Source organism: Rhodovulum kholense (assembly GCF_003053725.1).
In the GTDB taxonomy this organism is placed as follows: Bacteria; Pseudomonadota; Alphaproteobacteria; order Rhodobacterales; family Rhodobacteraceae; genus Rhodovulum; species Rhodovulum kholense.
In genome coordinates, this window is sequence record NZ_QAYC01000002.1 from 173,907 (window position 1) to 191,486 (window position 17,580).

Genomic DNA, 17,580 nt, shown 5'->3' on the forward strand with positions numbered 1-17,580 from the left:
AGTCATCCCTGAGCATCGCCAGCCGCCAGCGCGGCCTGCAGGTGGGGGGGAAGGGTCGGTTCGCGGGCCTCGAGATCGGCGAAGGCATCGCCCGCCGAGCCGCCCGCCATCACCGCGCGCAGCCCGTCCAGAGCGGCGCGGATCTTCTGCGCCTCGTCGGGGTCAAGCAGGTCTCGCGCGGCGCCCAGAAAGGTCAGCACCCAGTCGCCCACCCGCGCCTCGGGGGTCAGCGACAGGTCGATCAGCGCGCCCTCTTCGGTGCGTCCGGCAATGCCGTCGATCGCGATCAGCCGCATCGGCTCGCCCACGCACATCAGCGCACCGGCCCGGCAAAATCGCCCTGCCCGGGGAAGAACCGGTCGTCGCCCGACCGGCAGGCCGCCTCGGCCGAGGGCCGGCCGGATTCGTAGGCCTCGCGGCGGATCGAGGGATCGGCCAGATCGGGCGCGGCGGTGCGGCCCGGCCGCGCGGCGACGCCCCAGCGGGCAAGCTCGGCCAGCCCCTCGGCCAGCGCATCGGGCAGGCGCGCCGCCACGGTGGGGGTCAGCCCGCCGCCGTAATCCTCGATCTCGGCGGGCTGGCAGCCGATCAGGGTCATCCGCGCCGGGCTGCAGCCCTTGAAGGCGGCCGTGGCCAGCACATCCTGAAACCCGGTCTGGTGCAGGCTCATCTTCTTCGCGCCCATGAAGGCGGGCACGTCATCGTCGCGGACGATCTTCAGCGTGCCGGGTGCCAGCCCGTAATCGACCGCATCGAAGATCAGAAGATCGTCGGCCTCTTCGAGAAAGGGCAGCAGATAAAGCCCCTGGGTCCCGCCATCCAGAAGCCGCACGCAGCCGTCGAAGGCATGGGTTTCGGCCAGCGTCTCGACACAGCGGGGCCCGAAGCCCTCATCCGCCCAGAGGACGTTTCCGATACCGAGGATCAGGGTCAGGCGGTCAGTCGCGGCGGGCATGGGGTCCTCCCTCGGCCGGTGCCGGCAGCGGGGGCCATCCTGCCCCGCCTCCGGCGGAAAATAGGGTCTTTCGGTGCGGCGGGAAGGCCCTGTGGCCGGCGCGGATCGCCAGCGCATCGGGCGCCCCGCCGCGCCGCGGGCAAAGCTGTGCCCGCGGCGTCGGGGTCTTCGGAATGTGTTATTCCACCCGGTTGTCCTTGAAGGTCCGCCAGCCGGAAATCATGGTGGTGATCATCGACTGACGCGACATGATATCTTCTCGGATCGCGGCATAGATGTGGAAGATTGCAAACAGCGTGATCGCCCACATCCCCAGATGGTGCAGCGTGTGCAGCCGCTGGGAATTGCCGACCAGCCCAAGCACCCAGCCGAACCAGCTGTCGTAGAAGGACCCCTGCCCCGCCCCTTCGGCGTAAAGCGCAAAGCCGGTGACGATCATGAAGGTCATGCCCAGCGTGATGAAGGTGAACATCGCGAAATGGGCCAGCGGGTTATGGCCGATATACTTCTTCGGTTCCTTCTCGAGGAAGGCATACCAGCGCGCCTCGAAGATCATCTCTTTCCACCAGCGCTTGCGCCAGACCGGGATGTAGAACAGCTGCCGCGCATGCCGGTTGCCGACGAAGGCAAAGTAGATCCGGCCCAGGAAGGCGACCGTCAGCACCATGCCCGAGGCGAAATGGGCAAAGCGGATATAGCCGAACACGAACTGGTCGGTGGCCTCGGCGATTTCCATGGTGGGGGGCGGCGAGGCGATCAGGTAGCCCGTCACGATCAGGATCGTGATCGCCAGCGCGTTGACCCAGTGCCAGATCCGGACCGGCATCTCGTAGACATAGACGGCGGCGCGCAGCTGCAGGCTTTCGATATCCTCGGCCCGGGCGCCCCCCGTCAGCCGCGCGGCCTCCAGCGGGGTCGGCGCCTCGGGGTTCGGGATATGGATCGGGATGGAGGTCCTGTCCTCGACATTCATGGCGCGATCCTCATCCGGCAATGAGCCAGGCGCCCGAGGCGGCCAGCGCGCCTCCGGCAGCCCGGCGGAGGGTGCGGGCGGCGCGGGCATCCGCGACCGCGCGGGCAAGGACGATGCCGGTCAGATGCAGCGCCGCGGTCGAGACCAGGAAGCCCGCCAGATAGGCCAGCGCCGCCCCGGTCGCCTCGGAGGCATGGGCGTGGCCGTGGCAGATGCCGAACAGCGCGATCGCCCCCAGCGAGGCGCCGGTGACCCAGCGCGCCTGCCCGCGATGGGCAAAGGCGGCCAGAACACCGAAGGCCAGGACCGAGGCCGCGATCATGCCCTCGACGCCCGGCAGCGGTACCCCCGCCCAGGACAGCGCTGCGCCCGCGACCATTGCCCCCATGAAGGCGGCCGCCCCCGCCCAGAGGCGGGTGCTCAGCGCAAAGCCCGACCAGAGCCCCACCGCCAGCATCGCCAGCAGGTGATCGGCCCCGGTCAGCGGGTGCAGTACCCCATGAACGAACCCGGTAGACGCCCCATGGCCGGTATGGGCCAGGGCCGGGCCCGCCACTGCGGCCAGGGCCGCGGCAAGCAGATATTTCCTCATCGTCGTCTCCTCCCTCAGCGCACTTTGACCCGGGTCAGTTCCTGTCCGTCCGGCGCCATCACATGGGTCGAGCAGGCCAGGCACGGATCGAAGCTGTGCAGCGTGCGCAGGATCTCCACCGGCTCGTCCGGACGCTCCATCTTGGTGTCCATCAGCGCCGCCTCGAAGGCGCCGATATTGCCGGCGGTGTCGCGCGGGCTGCCGTTCCAGGTGGTGGGCACAACGCATTGATAGTTCTCGATCCGCCCCCCCTTGATCTTGATCCAGTGGCCCAGCGCACCGCGCGGCGCCTCGGTCATGCCGACGCCCTTGGCCTCTTTCGGCCAGGTCTTCGGCTCCCATTTCTCGACATTGGCAGTGGCGGTGTCGCCGTTCCGGCAGGTGTTGATCAGCTTGTCGAAGAAATGCTTCTGCAGCCGGGTGCAATATTCGGCCTCGAGCGCGCGGGCCGCGGTGCGCCCCAGCGTCGAGAACAGCGCCTCGACCGGCAGGTCCATGGTGCGCAGAAGCCCCTCGACCTGGCCCTTGATGTCCTCGTGGCCCTTGGCATAGCCGATGACATAGCGGGCCAGCGGACCCACCTCCATCGCATGGCCCTTCCAGCGGGGCGCCTTGATCCAGGAATACTTGGCCGCCTCGTCCAGTTCCTCGATATTGGTCTTGGTGCCCTTGGCGTTCGGCCCCAGCTCGAATTTCGGCTCGGTCACGCCGTCCCAGGGATGCAGGCCCTTGCCGGGCTCGCCATAGCTGTACCAGGAGTGATCGACGAATTCCTGCACCTGTTCGGGATCGCGCGGATCGACATCGAGGACCTCGTTGAGGTTGCCGTTGATGATGGCGCCGCGCGGCAGGTGCAGCTGGTCCGCCGAGAAATCGTTGGGGTTCTCGGGGATGTCGCCATAGGCCATGACCGACTGGCCCGACAACCCGCCGCCGTAAAGCCAGCTCTTGTAGAAGCCGCCGATGGCAACGACGTCCGGGATATAGACGTTCTTCACGAAGGTCGTGCACTGGTCGATGATGGAGCTGACCATGTTCAGCCGCTCCATGTTGATCGCGCCGACCGCGCCGGTGCCGTCGAGATTGATCGGACAGGGCACGCCGCCCACCAGCCAGTTCGGGTGCGGGTTCTTGCCGCCGAAGATGGTGTGGATCTTCACCACTTCCTTCTGCAGGTCCAGCGCCTCGAGGTAATGGGTCGTGGCCATCAGATCGGCCTCGGGCGGCAGCAGATAGGCCGGATTGTCCCAATAGCCGTTCTTGAAAAGCCCGAGCTGCCCGCTTTCGACGAATTTCTTCAGCCGGTTCTGCACGTCGCGGAAATAGCCGGGCGAGGACAGCGGATGGCTGGGCGAAACCGCCTGTTGCAGTTCCGACGTGGCCTTCGGATCGGCCTTCAGCGCGTTCACGGGGTTCACCCAATCCAGCGCATGCAGGTGGTAGAAATGGACGATATGGTCGTGGATCTGCAGGTTCAGCTGCATGATGTTGCGGATCGAGTTGGCATTCTGCGGGATGGTGATCCCCAGCGCGTCCTCGACCGCGCGCACGCTGGTCAGGGCGTGGGTCCCGGTGCAGACGCCGCAGATGCGTTCGGTGAAGGCCCAGGCATCGCGCGGGTCGCGGCCCTTGAGGATCACCTCGAGCCCCCGCCACATGGTCCCGGTCGAGACTGCGTTGCGGATGATGCCCTGGTCGTCCACGTTCACCTCGCAGCGCATGTGGCCCTCGATCCGGGTCACGGGATCGACGACGATGCGGCGGCCGGTGTTGTCGAGGTCAAAGCCGTTCGGGGTAGCGACCATGGCTTACACCTCCTCTTTCTTCGCGGCGTCCTGGGACTTCTTCTGGGCCCGTTTCAGGGCCGAGGCGGCGACATGGGCGACGATGCCCGCGCCCACCGCCCCGGCGGCGGTAAAGCCGATCTGATCGGCCGTGGCCTCGATCCCGAACTGCTTGATCGTGGTCAGCCGGTCGTAGAACGACCCTTGGTCCCAGAACCCGTCCTCGGAACAGCCGATGCAGCCATGGCCCGACTGGATCGGGAAGCTGACGCCCTCGTTCCAGCGCACGGTGGAACAGGCGTTGTAGGTGGTCGGGCCCTTGCAGCCCATCTTGTAGAGGCAATAGCCCTTGCGCGCATACTCGTCGTCCCAGTTCTCGACGAACTGGCCCGCGTCGAAATGCGGGCGACGGTAGCACTTGTCGTGGATGCGCTGGGAATAGAACATCTTCGGCCGCCCCTGGCGGTCGAGATCGGGCATGCGGTCGAAGGTCAGCATGTAGGTGATGACGCCGGTCATGACCTCGGCGATGGGCGGGCAGCCCGGCACCTTGATGATCGGCTTGTCGGTGATGACCTTGTGCACCGGCGTCGCGCGGGTCGGGTTCGGCGCCGCCGCCTGCACGCAGCCATAGGACGCGCAAGCCCCCCAGGAGATGATCGCCTTGGCATGTTCGGCCGCATGGCGCAGCTGCTCGACGAAGGGCTTGCCACCGATGATGCAGAACATCCCGTCCTCGTTCAGCGGCGGGTTCCCTTCCACCGCGAGGATGTAGTTGCCCTTGTATTTCTCGATCGTGTCTTCCAGCGCCGCCTCGGCCGCATGGCCCGCCGCCGCCATCAGCGTGTCGTCGTAATCGAGCGAGATCATCGACAGCACCACATCCTTGGCCAGCGGATGGGCCGAGCGGATGAAGCTTTCCGAACAGCAGGTGCATTCGAGCCCGTGCACCCAGATCACGGGGGTCCGCGGCTTGGTTTCCATCGCATGGGCGATCTTCGGCACGAAGGCGGGTCCCAGCCCCAGCGCCGCCGCCGTGAGCGAACAATACTTCATGAAGCTGCGCCGGGTGATCCCCTGGCGGCGCATCACCTCATAGAATGTCTCGATTTCGGCCAAGTCGGTCCTCCCGTCCAATGACCCGGCGCCGCGGCGGCGCGCGGAAGGTTCAGTATGCCAGTGCATGCAAGCAGAGCGTGCCCGGCACCAGCAAGGGTTTCCTCAGGATCTTTAAGATCGCGTTAATTGCGTTCTATTTCAGATATTTACATGTCTTAATCCGGAACAGTGCGCCGGATTGACCGGAAATTCCCTTACCGACAAAAACGCTTTCAAGATCGGCTTCTTTCCATCTGCGGCAATTCGCCGGATGCGGCAACAAGCGCCTGACCCAGCGCCAATCCGCCGTCGTTCGCCGGAGTATCCCTATGGATCAAGACTTTGACGCTGCGTAAGGCGGACAGCGTTTCGGACAGCAGCCGCGCGTTCTGAAAACAGCCGCCCGACAGCGCAACAGCGCGCGCCTGGCCGGTCTCGACAAGGACTCTGGCCGGTTTGGCAAAGGCCCGCGCCAGACCGGCATGGACTCGGGCCGCGATCAGAGGCTTCGGGCAGCCCGCGCCGAGGTCTGCAACCATAGCGCGAATCACTGGCGCCGGATCGAGCCCCTCGAAGGCATAGGGCCAATCGGCCAGAACATCGCCCGCCAGCGCCTCGAGCCGCATCGCAGCTTCGCCCTCATAGCTCTGCCGCCCGGGGCACAGCCCAAGCGCCGCTGCGACCGCATCGAAAAGCCGCCCGGCCGAGGAGGACAAGGGCGCGTTCAACCCGGCCCGGACCGCCGCCCGCACCGTGTCGCGCGGGGCGTCGGGCAACATCCGGTCCGCGACGTCGGCCAGCCCCGCCGCATCGAGCCGCATCAGCAGGTTCCGCCAGGGCTCGTGCGCCGCGGCATCGCCGCCGGGCAAAGGCGCCGGAGCCAGATGCCCCACCCTTTCGACCGCGCGATAGTCGCCCAGCAACAGCTCGCCGCCCCAGACCGTGCCGTCGGGGCCATAGCCGGTGCCGTCCAGCACGATGCCCGCCACCGGCCCGCAATCGCGCGGCCAGCCGTTCTCGGCCAGGCAGGCGGCCAGATGGGCGTGGTGGTGCTGAACCTCAATCACGGGCAGGCCCAGGGTCCGGGCATGCTGCGTCGCGCGATAGCCGGGATGGGCGTCGCAGGCGACCCGGGCCGGGCGGTGATCGAACAGCCTGCCGTAATCGGCGATGGCGGTCAGGAATTCCTCCCAGGTCAGCGCCTCGTCCAGATCGCCCAGATGGTGCGACAGCAATGCCTGTCCGCCCTTCAAAAGACAGATCGCCGATTTCATCTGCCCGCCCAGTGCCAGCACCTGCGGCGCCTCCTCGAACCCCGCGGGCAGGGGCAGCGTGCCCGGCACCCGCCCCCGCGCCCGGCGCAGCACCATCGGCGGATCGGCCCGCTCGACGCTGTCGTCAAGCCGCCGGGCAATGCCGCGGTCATGCATCAGGAAGGCATCGGCAAAGGCCCCCAGCTTGGCCCGTGCCTCGTCATTGCCGATCGCCTGCGGCTCGCCCGACAGATTGCCCGAGGTCATCACCAACGGCCGCCCCACCGCATCGAGCAACAGGTGATGGAGCGGCGTATAGGGCAGCATGACCCCCAGATGGCGCATGCCGGGCGCGACGGTTTCGGGCAGCGCGCCAGTGCCGGGCACCAGAACGATGGGCGCCGCCGGATCGCCAAGCCGCGCCAGATCGGCCGGCGTCGGCGCGCAAAACCCCGCCAGATCGGCCGTGCGCGCCATCAGCGCGAAGGGTTTCGCAGGCCGGCGCTTGCGGGCGCGCAGCCGGTCCACCGCCTCCGCATTGCCCGCGTCGCAGGCCAGATGGAACCCGCCCAGCCCCTTGACCGCCAGGATCGCGCCCCGGGCCAGCAGATCGGCCGCGCCCGCGACGGGATCGCCGGGCAGCTCGGCGCCGTCCCGCTCAAGCCAGAGCCGGGGCCCGCAGTCGGGGCAGGCGATGGGCTGGGCATGAAACCGGCGGTCGGCGGGATTTTGGTACTCGGCACGACAGGCGGGACACATCGGAAATTCCGCCATGGTGGTCCGGGCCCGGTCATAGGGCAACTGGCGCAGGATCGTGAAGCGCGGCCCGCATTGGGTGCAGTTGGTGAAGGCATAACCCCGCCTGCGGCCCGCGCCACGGATCTCGGCCAGACAGTCCGGGCAGGTCGCGGCGTCGGGCGCGACGCGGGTCTCGGCGCCCTGCCCGCGGCTGGGCACGATGGCGAAGGTTTCGGGCACGACGGCAACGGCCCAGTCCCGCGCCTCCACCGCGTCGATACGGGCCAGCGCTGGCGCCCGCGCGGTCAGCGCCGCCTGAAAAGCCACGAGATCGCCGCCCGCAACGCGGATCAGCACCCCTTCGGCATCGTTGAAAACCTCGCCGCGCAGGCCGAATTCCTGCGCAAGCTGCCAGACGAAGGGGCGAAAGCCCACGCCCTGCACCTGGCCCCGGACCCTGATCTCGAGGCCGGTTTCCACCCTAATGCACCGTACAGACCATGCAGGGATCGAAGCTGCGCACGATATGCTGAACCGATAGCGGCGTGTCCTCGCCCGGCGCGACCGGCGCGCCTTCCAGCGCGGCCTCCAGCGGACCGGGGGCGCCCGAGGCATCGCGCGGGCTGAAATTCCAGGTGGTGGGCGCCACGATCTGATAGGCGGCGATGCGGCCGCTCTCGACCCTCAGCCAATGGCCCAGCGCACCGCGCGCGGCCTCGACGAGGCCTGCGCCCGCACCGTCGCGGATCTCGGGCGCGGGGTCCATGAAGGCGGCGCCGGGGTCGAGGGCGCGCACCAGGTCCTCCATCAGGATCTGGGTCCGCGCGAGGTCCAGCAGCCGCCCCGCGACCCGGGCCAGAACGCCGCCCCCCGCCAGATCGCGGGCCAGCGGATGGCCCGCCACGACCTGCCGCGCCAGTGCGCCGGTCTCGTAGCCGAGCCCGCCCAACCGCGGCGCCTTGCACCAGCTGTAGGCGGTCTCGCGCATCTCGTCGTCGGGCAGGGTCTTGCCCGCGGCCGGATGCGCGGCGCCGCCCAGCATCCAGGCATGCGAGACATCCTCGACCATCCCGCCAAGATCGAGAGGCGACAGCCCGCCCGCGCGCCAGATCCCCGGCGCAAAACCGTATCCATCGGCCAGCGGATAGGCCCCGAAGGACAGATACCGCCCCGCCCCCCGGCCCAGCGCGTCGAGATCGAGATCGGCGGCGATCTCCAGAAACAGCCCGGCATCGCCCTGCGCCCAGCGCATCAGCGCGGCGCGGGTCTCAAGGGCTGCGAAGGCTTCGAGCGGGGCACCGAACAGCGTTCCTTCCAGATAGCGACGGAAGGCGGTGAGCGTCGCCATGATCCGCACCTTGTCGCGCGGGCCGGGCGCGCGGGTGACGCCGCCGGGCTGGATCGCCAGCGTATGGGGCCACTTGCCCGCCAGGGTGCCGAGGATATGCAGAAGGGCCGCCCGCGCCTCGATGGCCGCGCGCTGGGCCGTGCCCGCGCCTGACGTGAAGCGCTCGACCGCGCGGGGATGCCAGGGACGGTCGGCATAGGCGGGCCGCGCGAAATCGGGCATGAAGAACAGGTTGAAATGGAAAAGGTGGTCCGAGACGTTCTCGACCGCATGGATCAGTGCGGCCATCGCGGCGCCCTGCGGCGCAGGTGTGTGGCCGCCCGCCGCAGCGAGCGCCCGCGCCGCCGCCGCCGACTGGCTGATCGAGCAGATGCCGCAGATCCTGGGCGTCAGCGTCAGCGCGTCCGAGGCCGGGCGCCCCAGCAGCATCCGTTCGAACCCGCGATAAAGCGGCGCGTTCACCCGCGCGGCACGCACCCGGCCGTCCTCGACATCGAGATGCACCTCGAGATCGCCCTCGACCCGGTTGAAGGGGCCGACGATCAGCCGTGCGCCGGTCATGTGCGGGGCTTCCTCGGTCCGGGCAGCACCTCGACCCGGTCGGAGACGGCGTTCCTCGACAGCCGCTCGGGCGTCGCGGCCTTCGACAGCGAGGCCAGCGCCATGAACCAGGCCTTCGGCATGTCGGCGGGCAGGCCCACGGGGATGCCCGCGACTTTGGGCGTCGCGGTGAAGGCGTGGCGCGGCTCCTCGAATTCGGGCGCGGTGCAGGAGATGCAGGGATAGCCCGCCCGGGTACAGCTGCCCTGCCCGTTCCAGGGCCGGATGTTGCAATCGCCCACCGCCTGGGTGCCGACGCAGCCCAGATGCTCCATCATGCAGCCCATCTCGCACAGCGTGGTGGCGCTGGCCTTGTATTCGTAGAACTCGTTGCGCGGACAGCCGTGATGCACCAGATGCTCGGCATAAAAGCGGGGCCGGGCAAAATCGTCGAGATCGGCAGGGCCGAGCGCGCCCGCCGCCAGCAGCATCAGCGTCTCGCCGACCCAGTCGGGATGGGTCGGACAGCCCGCCACGTTGATCACCGGCAAGCCGCCCCGGCCGCGGAAATCGGCCGCGAGGATGCCGCCCGGATGCGCGCCCTCGAATTGCAGCCCGGCCGCGTCCGAGGGGTTGCCGCCCGCGCTGGTCACACCGCCGAAGGCCGCGCAGGACCCCACCGCCACCACATGCTCGGCACGATGCGCCAGCCGGTCGACCCAGTCGAGCATCGACCGTCCGGTGCCCGACAGCATCTGGTAGCGCCCGGTGCCGTTCGGCCCGCGCGCGACCGCCCCCTCGACGCAAAGGATGTCGAGCGGGATCTCGCCCTCGGCCGCCCGGTCCAGAAGCGCGCCCGCCTCGGCCCCGGTTTCGACGGAAAGCGAGGGATGCCAGAGAAACCGGAGCCCCGCGCCCACCATCAGATCGGGCAGCGAGGGGCTTTCGGCGCAAAGCAGCGACATGGTGCAGCCGCCGCAGCCCGCCGCCTGCAACCAGAGCACATTCATGCCGCGCCCTCGGCCAGCGGCAGGTCGATGCGGAAACAGGCGCCCTTGTCGGTCGGGCAAAGCCGCAGCTGGCCGCCATGTTCCTCGGCGATCTTGGCACTGATCGCGAGCCCAAGCCCGGTGCCCTGCCCGACCGCCTTGGTGGTGAAGAAGGGATCGAAGATCAGCGTCCGGACGGCGTCGGGCACACCCGGGCCGTCATCGGCCACGCTCAGCACCGCGCGCCCGGCTTCGGCCGCGACCGACAGATCGACATGACCGCCCTCCTCGACCGCGTCGAGCGCGTTCTGCACGAGGTTCATCACCACCTGCTGGACATGGCCGGGACGGCCCAGCGCCATCACCGGCGCGCTGACGGGAAAGCCGATCCCGACCGCGCGTTTCGACCCGCGCATGACCCAGCTGGCGGCGATGCGGGCGGTTTCGGCCAGATCGAAGGCCTCCATTTCTCCCGCCCCGTCCGACGACAGCCGCCGCAGATCCTCGACGATGTCGCGCACCCGCTCGGCCCCGTCGCGCGCGCCCGCCACCGCCTCGCGCAGGTTGCGGATCTCGCGGTCGAGCCGCAGGTCCTCGCGCAGCCGCACCAGGTCGGCCCGGTCTGCCCCGGCCTGCACCCGGTCGAAGTAGGTCTCGAACTTGGTGGCATAGCGGTCAAGCGCATGGGCGTTGGCATAGACGAAGCTGATCGGGTTGTTCAGCTCATGCGCCACCCCCGCCAGCAACCGGCCCAGCGAGGCCAGCTTTTCGTTCCGCACCAGAAGGGTCTGCGCGGCCTTCAGCTCGTCATGGCTGGCGGCAAGCTGGGCATAGGCCTGACGCAGCTCGCCCAAGGGTCGGCCGGTCAGCACATGCCCGGTGACCCGGGCGCGCTCGTTCAGCCGGGGCGACAGCGACAGTTCCAGGGGCGTGGTGTCCCCGGCCGCGATCAGCCCGGCCTCAAGCGTGACCGGACGGCGGTCGAGTGCCGCCCGCTTCATCGCCGCGACCAGCGCCGGGCGGTCGGCTTCGGCGAAAAGCTCGGCCACCGGCCGGCCGGCAAAGCCCGCCGTCGACGCCCCGGTGCGCGCGGCGAGCGAGGCCGACACCTCCTCGACGCGGCCCGACCGCGACACCACGATCAGCACGTCCGAGACCGAGGCGAGGATCGAGCCGAGGAACGAGCGCATGGTTTCCAGTTCGGCGTTCTTGGCCTCGAGTCGTTCCTGATAGTCGATGAGATCGGCATAGGTGCGGTCGACGGCGGACAGCACCTCGGCCCAGACCGCGTCCGAAAACTCGCCCTCGCCGGAGACGAGGCCCCTGGTGATGTCCCGCGCCATCGGTCCTCCTTCAGGCGGAGGATACAGGCCGCGTCGGCCGCCGCAAATCAATTCGCGTGGTGGCGGCGGCGCACGCCCGCCGGGCGTCCCGGCAGGTCGAGCCTCGCATCGGCTCGCGGCGTCTCGGACACCACCCTGCCTTTCGAGATCACCGCCAGCCGGGCGGGCCGCAGCCGGATCGCCTCGATCGCGTCGCCCGCATCGAGGATCACCAGCGAGGCCCGGGCGCCCTCGTAAAGCCCGTAGCCCTCCAGATGCAGGATCTTCGCGCTTTCGGTGGTGGCCATCTCGAAGCAGAGCCGCATCTCGGCGGGCGAGGTCATCTGCGCCACATGCAGCCCCATGAAGGCCACGTCCAGCATGTCGGCGGTGCCCAGCGGATACCACGGGTCGCGGACGCAATCCTGGCCCCAGCCGACGGTGATGCCATGGGCCTGCATCTCCCTCACCCGGGTCAGGCCGCGCCGTTTCGGGAAACTGTCGTGGCGGCCCTGGATCACGATGTTGATCAGCGGGTTCGGCACCGCCGACAGGCCCGCCTCGGCCATCAGCGGCAAGAGCTTGGACACATAGTAATTGTCCATCGAATGCATCGAGGTCAGGTGGCTGCCATTGACCCGGCCCTGAAGGCCCAGCCTCTGCGCCTCGTAAGCCAGCGTTTCCACATGGCGGCTGAGCGGATCGTCAGTCTCGTCGCAATGCATGTCGACCAGCAGCCCGCGCTCTGCCGCGATCTCGCACAACTCGCGGACCGAGGCGCGGCCATCTTCCATCGTGCGCTCGAAATGCGGGATGCCGCCGACCACATCGACGCCCATGTCGAGCGCGCGGAGCGTGTTGGCCTTCGCGGTCGGGTCGCGCAGGAATCCGTCTTGCGGGAAAGCCACCAGTTGCAGGTCGAGATAGGGTTTGACCGTCTCGCGCACCTGCAACATCGCCTCGACCCCCTTCAGGCTGTCATCGCAGGTGTCCACATGGCTGCGGATCGCCAGAAGGCCCATGCTGACCGCCCAGTCGCAATAGGCCAGCGCCCGCTCGACCATCTGATCGACGGTCGCGATCTCTTTCAGCTCGCCCCAAAGCGCGATGCCCTCCAGCAGCGTGCCCGAGGCGTTGATCCGGGGCGTGCCGTAGCTGAGCGTCGCGTCCATGTGGAAATGCGGATCGACAAAGGGCGGGCTGACCAGATCACCCGCCGCGTCGATCACCCGCGCGGCCGTCGAGCCCGAGAGATCGCCAATGGCGGCGATGCGGTCCTTCACGATCCCGATATCCCCCACTTTTCCGTCGGGAAGGTTGCCATCGGTGATCAGAAGGTCGAACTCGGCCATTTAGCGGTCTCCGCGATTATAGGGTGTCATCAGGGCGGCAGGCACCTCGGCCCGGCGCGACATCAGGACCAGCGCCAGGATCGACAGCGCATAGGGCACCATCAGGAAGACCTGATAGGGTATGTCGGCGCCCAGAGGCGTCTGCTGAAGCCTGATCTGTAGGGCGTCGAAGCCCGCGAACAAGAGCGCGCCCACCAACGCCTTGCCGGGACGCCAGGCGCCGAAGACGACCAGCGCGATGCAGATCCAGCCGCGCCCGTTCACCATCTCGAAGAAGAAGGAGGAAAAGGCCGACATGGTCAGGAAGGCGCCGCCCATGGCCATCAGGCCCGAGCCCGCCATCACCGCGCCGATGCGGATCGCGGTGACCGACAGGCCCTGCGCCTCGACCGCCGAGGGGTTCTCGCCCGCGGCCCTCAGCGCCAGCCCCAGCGGGGTGCGATAGAGGATCAGCGCGACGGCGATCACGGTCGCGAAGGCCAGATAGGTCAGCGCCGTCTGGGAAAAGAGCGCCTCGCCGAAGAAAGGCAGATCCGAGAGCCCGGGGATGTGGACGGGCTGGAACGGCTCGATCCGGGGCGGGCTGGTGACCTCGGGCAGCGACAGGCGGTAGGCATAATAGGCGCTGGAGGTCGCGAGCATAGTGATGCCGAGGCCCACGACGTGCTGAGACAGCCCGAAGGGCACGGTCAGAAGCCCGTGCAGCGCGCCGAAGGCCATGCCGGTCAGAAGCGCGACCAGCAGCCCCGGCCAGAGCCCGAGCCCCGCATAGACGGCCATCCAGCCCGCGAAGGCGCCCGCGACCATGATCCCCTCGATCCCGAGGTTCAGAACGCCCGCGCGTTCGCAGATGAGTTCCCCCATGGTGGCGAAGATCAGCGGCGAGGCGATGCGCAGCACGGCAGCCCAGAAGCTGGCCGACAGAAGGATGTCGAGGATCTCCATCAGCCCCTCACCACGCGGAATTTCGTCAGCAGGATCGCCAGCACCATCGACAGCAGCGCCACCGCGACCGAGATATCGGCGATATAGGTGGGCACGTCGGCCGCGCGGCTCATGCTGTTGGCGCCGACGAATACGCCCGCCACGAAGATCGCCGAGACGACGACGCCCAGCGGGTGCAGAAGCGCCAGCATGGCGACGACGATGCCGGTGTAGCCAAAGCCCGGGCTCAGATCCAGGGTCAGGTTGCCCTTGAGCCCCGCGACCTCGGAGAAGCCAGCCAGCGCCGCAAGCCCGCCCGACAGAAGCGCGGTCTTGACGATCACCCGGTTGACCGGGATGCCCGCAAAGCGCGCGGCCTGCGGGTTCAGCCCCACGGCGCGGATCTCATAGCCGAGCGTGGTGCGGATCTGGATCAGCCAGACCGACACCGCCGCGATCAGCGCCAGCCCGAACCCCCAGTGCAGCCTCAGCCCCTCGATCAGCCGCGGCAGCCGCGCGTCGCGCGGGATGGGCGGCGATTTCGGCCAGCCCATGCCCATCGGGTCCTTCAGCGGGCCTTCCAGCAGCATCGAGATGACCAGCAGCATGATGAAGTTCAGCAAAAGCGTGGTGACGACCTCGTCGACGCCAAGCCTGAGTTTCAGGACCGCAGGCCCCAGCAGCACCAGCGCGCCCGCAAGGATCGCCGCCAGCGCCATCGCCGGGATCGCAACCGGCCCCGGCAGGCCAAGTTGCGTGCCGACCAGCACCGTCATCAGCGCACCCGCGTAAAGCTGCGCCTCGGCGCCGATGTTCCACAGCTTCGCCCGGAAGGCGACGGCCACGGCAAGCCCTGTGAAGATCAGCGGCGTCGCGCGGTTCAGCGTCTCGAGCAGCGCGAATTTCGACCCGGCCGCGCCTTTCAGGATCAGCCCCAGCGTCGCGAAGGGATCGGCCCCCGCCAGCCGTGCGAGGACCGAGGCCACGACTACGGTGACGGCCAGCGCCAGAAGCGGCAGGCCAAGGCGGCGCGCCAGCGAGGCGTCCCGGACCGGTTCAAGCCGCATGATCGAACCCCTGTCCGGCCATCCAGACGCCCAGCTCGGCCGGGGTCTTCGTCCCCCTCGGGAAGCCGGGCGAAAGCCGCCCCTCGGACATCACATGGATCACGTCCGACAGCGCCAGGATCTCGTCCAGATCCTCGGAAATCAGCAGAACGGCCGCGCCGCCGTCGCGGGCCGCGATCAGACGGTCCTGCACATAGGTCAGCGCACCGATATCAAGCCCCCGCACCGGCTGGTTCGCCAGGATGATCCGCGGCGCGGTTTCCAGCGCCCGGCCCAGGATCAGTTTCTGCATGTTGCCCCCGGACAGAAGGCGGATGCGGGCCTCGGAGCCCGGACAGCGGACGTCATAGTCTTTGATGATCTTCTCGGCATGGGCGCGGGCGGCGCGCCAGTTCATCCAGCCCCGGCGGCTATAGGGCGGACGGGCATAGTCTTCCAGCACCGCGTTCTCGGTCAGGGTGAAATCGGCGATGGACCCGGTCGCGTGCCGGTCCTCGGGGATGCGGCCGACACCCGCCTGCAAGGCGGCACGGGGCGACCAGCGCTCGACACGCGCGCCCGCGACTTCGAACCGCCCGGCAGAGGGCGCGACGAGCCCCGAGACCAGATCGGCCAGCGCCCCCTGCCCGTTGCCCGACACCCCGGCAAGCCCGGTGATCTGCCCGGCCCGGAGCGCAAGGCTGACCGATTTCAGCCCGGGGCGCGTGCCCTCGGGGGGCGTCGAGACGGCGTCCAGTTCCATCAGCGCAGCCCCCGGACGGGCCAGCGACGGCGCGGGCAGGCGCACCTCGGCGCCCACCATCATCTCGGCCAGCCGGTGGCGGTCGGTGTCGGCGGTGGCGACCTCGCCCGCGACGCGGCCATGGCGCAAGACGATGACCCGGTCCGAAACCGCCATCACCTCGTGCAGCTTGTGCGAAATGAAGATGATCGACAGGCCCTGGGCCACGGCCTTCTTCAGGGTGGCGAAAAGCGCGTCGGTTTCCTGCGGGGTCAGCACGGCGGTCGGTTCATCCAGGATCAGCACCCGCGCGTCGCGATAGAGCGCCTTCAGGATCTCGACCCGCTGGCATTCGCCCACGGACAAGGTCCGGACCTTCGCCTCGGGGTGGACCGCAAGGCCGAAATCGCGCGACAGCGCCGCGATCCGCGCCCGCGCCTCGGCCCGGCCGAGCCCGCCGCGCCAGAGCGGGCGGGTCCCGATCAGGATATTCTCGGTCACGGTCAGATTGCCCGCCAGCGTGAAATGCTGGTGCACCATGCCGACGCCCGCGGCCAGCGCCGCGCCGGGCTGGCCGGGCGGCAGGGCCTGCCCCATGACCTCGACCGTGCCCGCATCGGCCGTGTAATGGCCGAAGAGGATGTTCATCAGCGTGGTCTTGCCCGCGCCGTTTTCGCCCAGCAGGGCCAGGACCTCGCCCTTGTGCAGGGCGAAGCCGATAGCGTCATTGGCGGTGAGCGTCCCGAAGCGCTTGGTAATCCCCTCAAGCTTCAGGACGACCGGTCGCAGATCGGGCATCAGGACGACTTGGGCTCGGTATCGTTGATCTCGACGGTAAAGCTGCCGGCCTTGATCGCGGCCTCGCGCTCGGCGACCAGATCGAGCGCCGATTGCGGCACCTTGCCCGCGAAGGTCCCGAGCGGCGCCAGCGAACAGCCGCCTTCCTTCATGAAGGAATAGGCCCCGTAATCGGCCGCCTCGAAGGTGCCCGCAGCGATGCGGTCAAGCGCGGCCTGCAGGGTCGGCCCGAAATGCCAGAGCGCCGAGGCGACCACGGTGTCGGGATAGTCGGCCTGGGTGTCGATGACGTTGCCGATGGCCAGCACGCCCTTTTCCTGCGCGGCGTCCGACACGCCGAAGCGTTCGGCATAAAGCAGATCGGCGCCGTTCTCGATCATCGCGAAGGCGGTTTCCTTGGCTTTCGGCGGGTCGAACCACGACCCGATGAAACTGACCTGGAAGGTAGCGTCGGGTTTCACCTCGCGCACGCCCGCCATGAAGGCATACATCAGCCGGTTCACCTCGGGGATCGGGAAACCGCCGACCATGCCGATATTGCCGCTCTGGCTCATCGCGCCCGCGACGATGCCCGACAGGTACGAGGCATCCTGGATATAGTTGTCGAACACCGCGAGGTTCGGATAGGCGTCGTCCGGCGGGAAGGAGGACCCCAGCAGGAACGCGGTCTCGGGATAGTCCAGCACGACCTCGCGGGCCTCCTGTTCGACCCCGAAGATCTCTCCCATGATCAGCTGAACCCCGGCTTCGGCATATTCGCGCATCACCCGCGGATAGTCGGTATTGGCGGTGTTCTCGCTGAAGGTATATTCGATCAGCCCGGCTGCCTTCGCCGCCTCGGCGGCCTTGTGCAGACGGCTCACCCATTGCTGTTCCACCGGGACCGTGTAGATGCCCGCAACGGTGATCGGCTCTGCCGCCAGTCCGCGCCGCGGCCAGAGCCCCAGCCCCGCCGCCGCAACCGCCCCGGCGCTGCCAAGCAGCAATCCACGCCGCCCGATCGCGATCCCGTCCCGCGTTTTCGCCATTCGATCTTCCCCTGTACCTGAATCCCCGTCACTGGCCGCATTCGGCGCCATCGGACGGGGTTTTTGAATGGGTCGAGAGTGGCACGGTCGTCCGGCGA

General features: G+C 68.5%; 15 protein-coding genes. All 15 read right to left on the reverse strand.

All coding sequences use genetic code 11. From position 1 onward, the window contains the following. Positions 1–2 precede the first annotated feature (2 nt). The gene (locus C8N38_RS03570; RefSeq protein ID WP_108024016.1) at positions 3–314 is read right to left on the reverse strand and encodes a HypC/HybG/HupF family hydrogenase formation chaperone; all 312 of its coding nucleotides are present in this window, start codon (positions 312–314) and stop codon (positions 3–5) included. Further along, entirely contained in the window at positions 314–955 is a 642-nt protein-coding gene (locus tag C8N38_RS03575) for a HyaD/HybD family hydrogenase maturation endopeptidase (RefSeq protein WP_108024018.1), read from the reverse strand. The genes C8N38_RS03570 and C8N38_RS03575 overlap by 1 nt, the downstream gene beginning before the upstream one ends. 178 nt (positions 956–1,133) lie before the next feature. Beyond that, complete coding sequence (cybH, locus tag C8N38_RS03580) at positions 1,134–1,928, reverse strand: Ni/Fe-hydrogenase, b-type cytochrome subunit (RefSeq protein WP_108024020.1); 795 nt, start codon at positions 1,926–1,928, stop codon at positions 1,134–1,136. Between the two features lie 10 nt (positions 1,929–1,938). Continuing rightward, a complete protein-coding gene (locus tag C8N38_RS03585) occupies positions 1,939–2,520 on the reverse strand; it encodes a HupE/UreJ family protein (protein WP_108024021.1) in 582 nt (193 codons plus the stop codon). A 14-nt stretch (positions 2,521–2,534) separates the two neighbouring features. Continuing rightward, entirely contained in the window at positions 2,535–4,325 is a 1,791-nt protein-coding gene (locus C8N38_RS03590) for a nickel-dependent hydrogenase large subunit (RefSeq protein WP_108024023.1), read from the reverse strand. A gap of 3 nt (positions 4,326–4,328) precedes the next feature. Next, positions 4,329–5,423 (reverse strand): hydrogenase small subunit, encoded by a 1,095-nt coding sequence (locus C8N38_RS03595; RefSeq protein ID WP_108024025.1) that lies wholly within the window; start codon positions 5,421–5,423, stop codon positions 4,329–4,331. A 212-nt stretch (positions 5,424–5,635) separates the two neighbouring features. Beyond that, positions 5,636–7,873: a carbamoyltransferase HypF gene (gene hypF, locus C8N38_RS03600; protein ID WP_108024027.1), complete on the reverse strand. Its 2,238-nt coding sequence runs from the start codon at positions 7,871–7,873 to the stop codon at positions 5,636–5,638. Between the two features lies 1 nt (position 7,874). Then, positions 7,875–9,302 carry a nickel-dependent hydrogenase large subunit gene (locus tag C8N38_RS03605; protein ID WP_108024029.1) on the reverse strand — a complete coding sequence of 476 codons (1,428 nt, stop codon included), beginning with the start codon at positions 9,300–9,302 and terminating at the stop codon, positions 7,875–7,877. Beyond that, positions 9,299–10,291, reverse strand: coding sequence for an NADH-quinone oxidoreductase subunit B family protein (locus C8N38_RS03610; protein WP_108024031.1), 993 nt, complete (start codon positions 10,289–10,291; stop codon positions 9,299–9,301). Before C8N38_RS03610 ends, C8N38_RS03605 begins: the two co-directional genes overlap by 4 nt. Continuing rightward, complete coding sequence (locus tag C8N38_RS03615; RefSeq protein ID WP_108024033.1) at positions 10,288–11,613, reverse strand: sensor histidine kinase; 1,326 nt, start codon at positions 11,611–11,613, stop codon at positions 10,288–10,290. Before C8N38_RS03615 ends, C8N38_RS03610 begins: the two co-directional genes overlap by 4 nt. 47 nt (positions 11,614–11,660) lie before the next feature. After that, complete coding sequence (locus C8N38_RS03620; protein ID WP_108024035.1) at positions 11,661–12,944, reverse strand: amidohydrolase family protein; 1,284 nt, start codon at positions 12,942–12,944, stop codon at positions 11,661–11,663. Beyond that, a complete protein-coding gene (locus C8N38_RS03625) occupies positions 12,945–13,889 on the reverse strand; it encodes an ABC transporter permease (RefSeq protein WP_108024037.1) in 945 nt (314 codons plus the stop codon). Next, positions 13,889–14,935, reverse strand: a complete 1,047-nt coding sequence (locus tag C8N38_RS03630) for an ABC transporter permease (RefSeq protein ID WP_108024038.1) — start codon at positions 14,933–14,935, stop codon at positions 13,889–13,891. The genes C8N38_RS03625 and C8N38_RS03630 overlap by 1 nt, the downstream gene beginning before the upstream one ends. After that, positions 14,925–16,454 (reverse strand): ABC transporter ATP-binding protein, encoded by a 1,530-nt coding sequence (locus C8N38_RS03635; RefSeq protein ID WP_108024040.1) that lies wholly within the window; start codon positions 16,452–16,454, stop codon positions 14,925–14,927. Before C8N38_RS03635 ends, C8N38_RS03630 begins: the two co-directional genes overlap by 11 nt. Then, positions 16,454–17,482 (reverse strand): BMP family protein, encoded by a 1,029-nt coding sequence (locus C8N38_RS03640; RefSeq protein ID WP_108024041.1) that lies wholly within the window; start codon positions 17,480–17,482, stop codon positions 16,454–16,456. Before C8N38_RS03640 ends, C8N38_RS03635 begins: the two co-directional genes overlap by 1 nt. Positions 17,483–17,580 lie beyond the last annotated feature (98 nt).

Bases quoted from the DNA above. Each gene is read 5' to 3' on its own strand.
- C8N38_RS03605 (WP_108024029.1), bottom strand. From the start codon at position 9,302: ATGACCGGCGCACGGCTGATCGTCGGCCCCTTCAACCGGGTCGAGGGC.
- C8N38_RS03585 (WP_108024021.1), bottom strand. From the start codon at position 2,520: ATGAGGAAATATCTGCTTGCCGCGGCCCTGGCCGCAGTGGCGGGCCCG.
- C8N38_RS03640 (WP_108024041.1), bottom strand. From the start codon at position 17,482: ATGGCGAAAACGCGGGACGGGATCGCGATCGGGCGGCGTGGATTGCTG.
- cybH (WP_108024020.1), bottom strand. From the start codon at position 1,928: ATGAATGTCGAGGACAGGACCTCCATCCCGATCCATATCCCGAACCCC.
- C8N38_RS03625 (WP_108024037.1), bottom strand. From the start codon at position 13,889: ATGGAGATCCTCGACATCCTTCTGTCGGCCAGCTTCTGGGCTGCCGTG.
- C8N38_RS03570 (WP_108024016.1), bottom strand. From the start codon at position 314: ATGTGCGTGGGCGAGCCGATGCGGCTGATCGCGATCGACGGCATTGCC.
- C8N38_RS03610 (WP_108024031.1), bottom strand. From the start codon at position 10,291: ATGAATGTGCTCTGGTTGCAGGCGGCGGGCTGCGGCGGCTGCACCATG.
- C8N38_RS03635 (WP_108024040.1), bottom strand. From the start codon at position 16,454: ATGCCCGATCTGCGACCGGTCGTCCTGAAGCTTGAGGGGATTACCAAG.
- C8N38_RS03630 (WP_108024038.1), bottom strand. From the start codon at position 14,935: ATGCGGCTTGAACCGGTCCGGGACGCCTCGCTGGCGCGCCGCCTTGGC.
- C8N38_RS03575 (WP_108024018.1), bottom strand. From the start codon at position 955: ATGCCCGCCGCGACTGACCGCCTGACCCTGATCCTCGGTATCGGAAAC.
- C8N38_RS03590 (WP_108024023.1), bottom strand. From the start codon at position 4,325: ATGGTCGCTACCCCGAACGGCTTTGACCTCGACAACACCGGCCGCCGC.
- C8N38_RS03620 (WP_108024035.1), bottom strand. From the start codon at position 12,944: ATGGCCGAGTTCGACCTTCTGATCACCGATGGCAACCTTCCCGACGGA.
- C8N38_RS03615 (WP_108024033.1), bottom strand. From the start codon at position 11,613: ATGGCGCGGGACATCACCAGGGGCCTCGTCTCCGGCGAGGGCGAGTTT.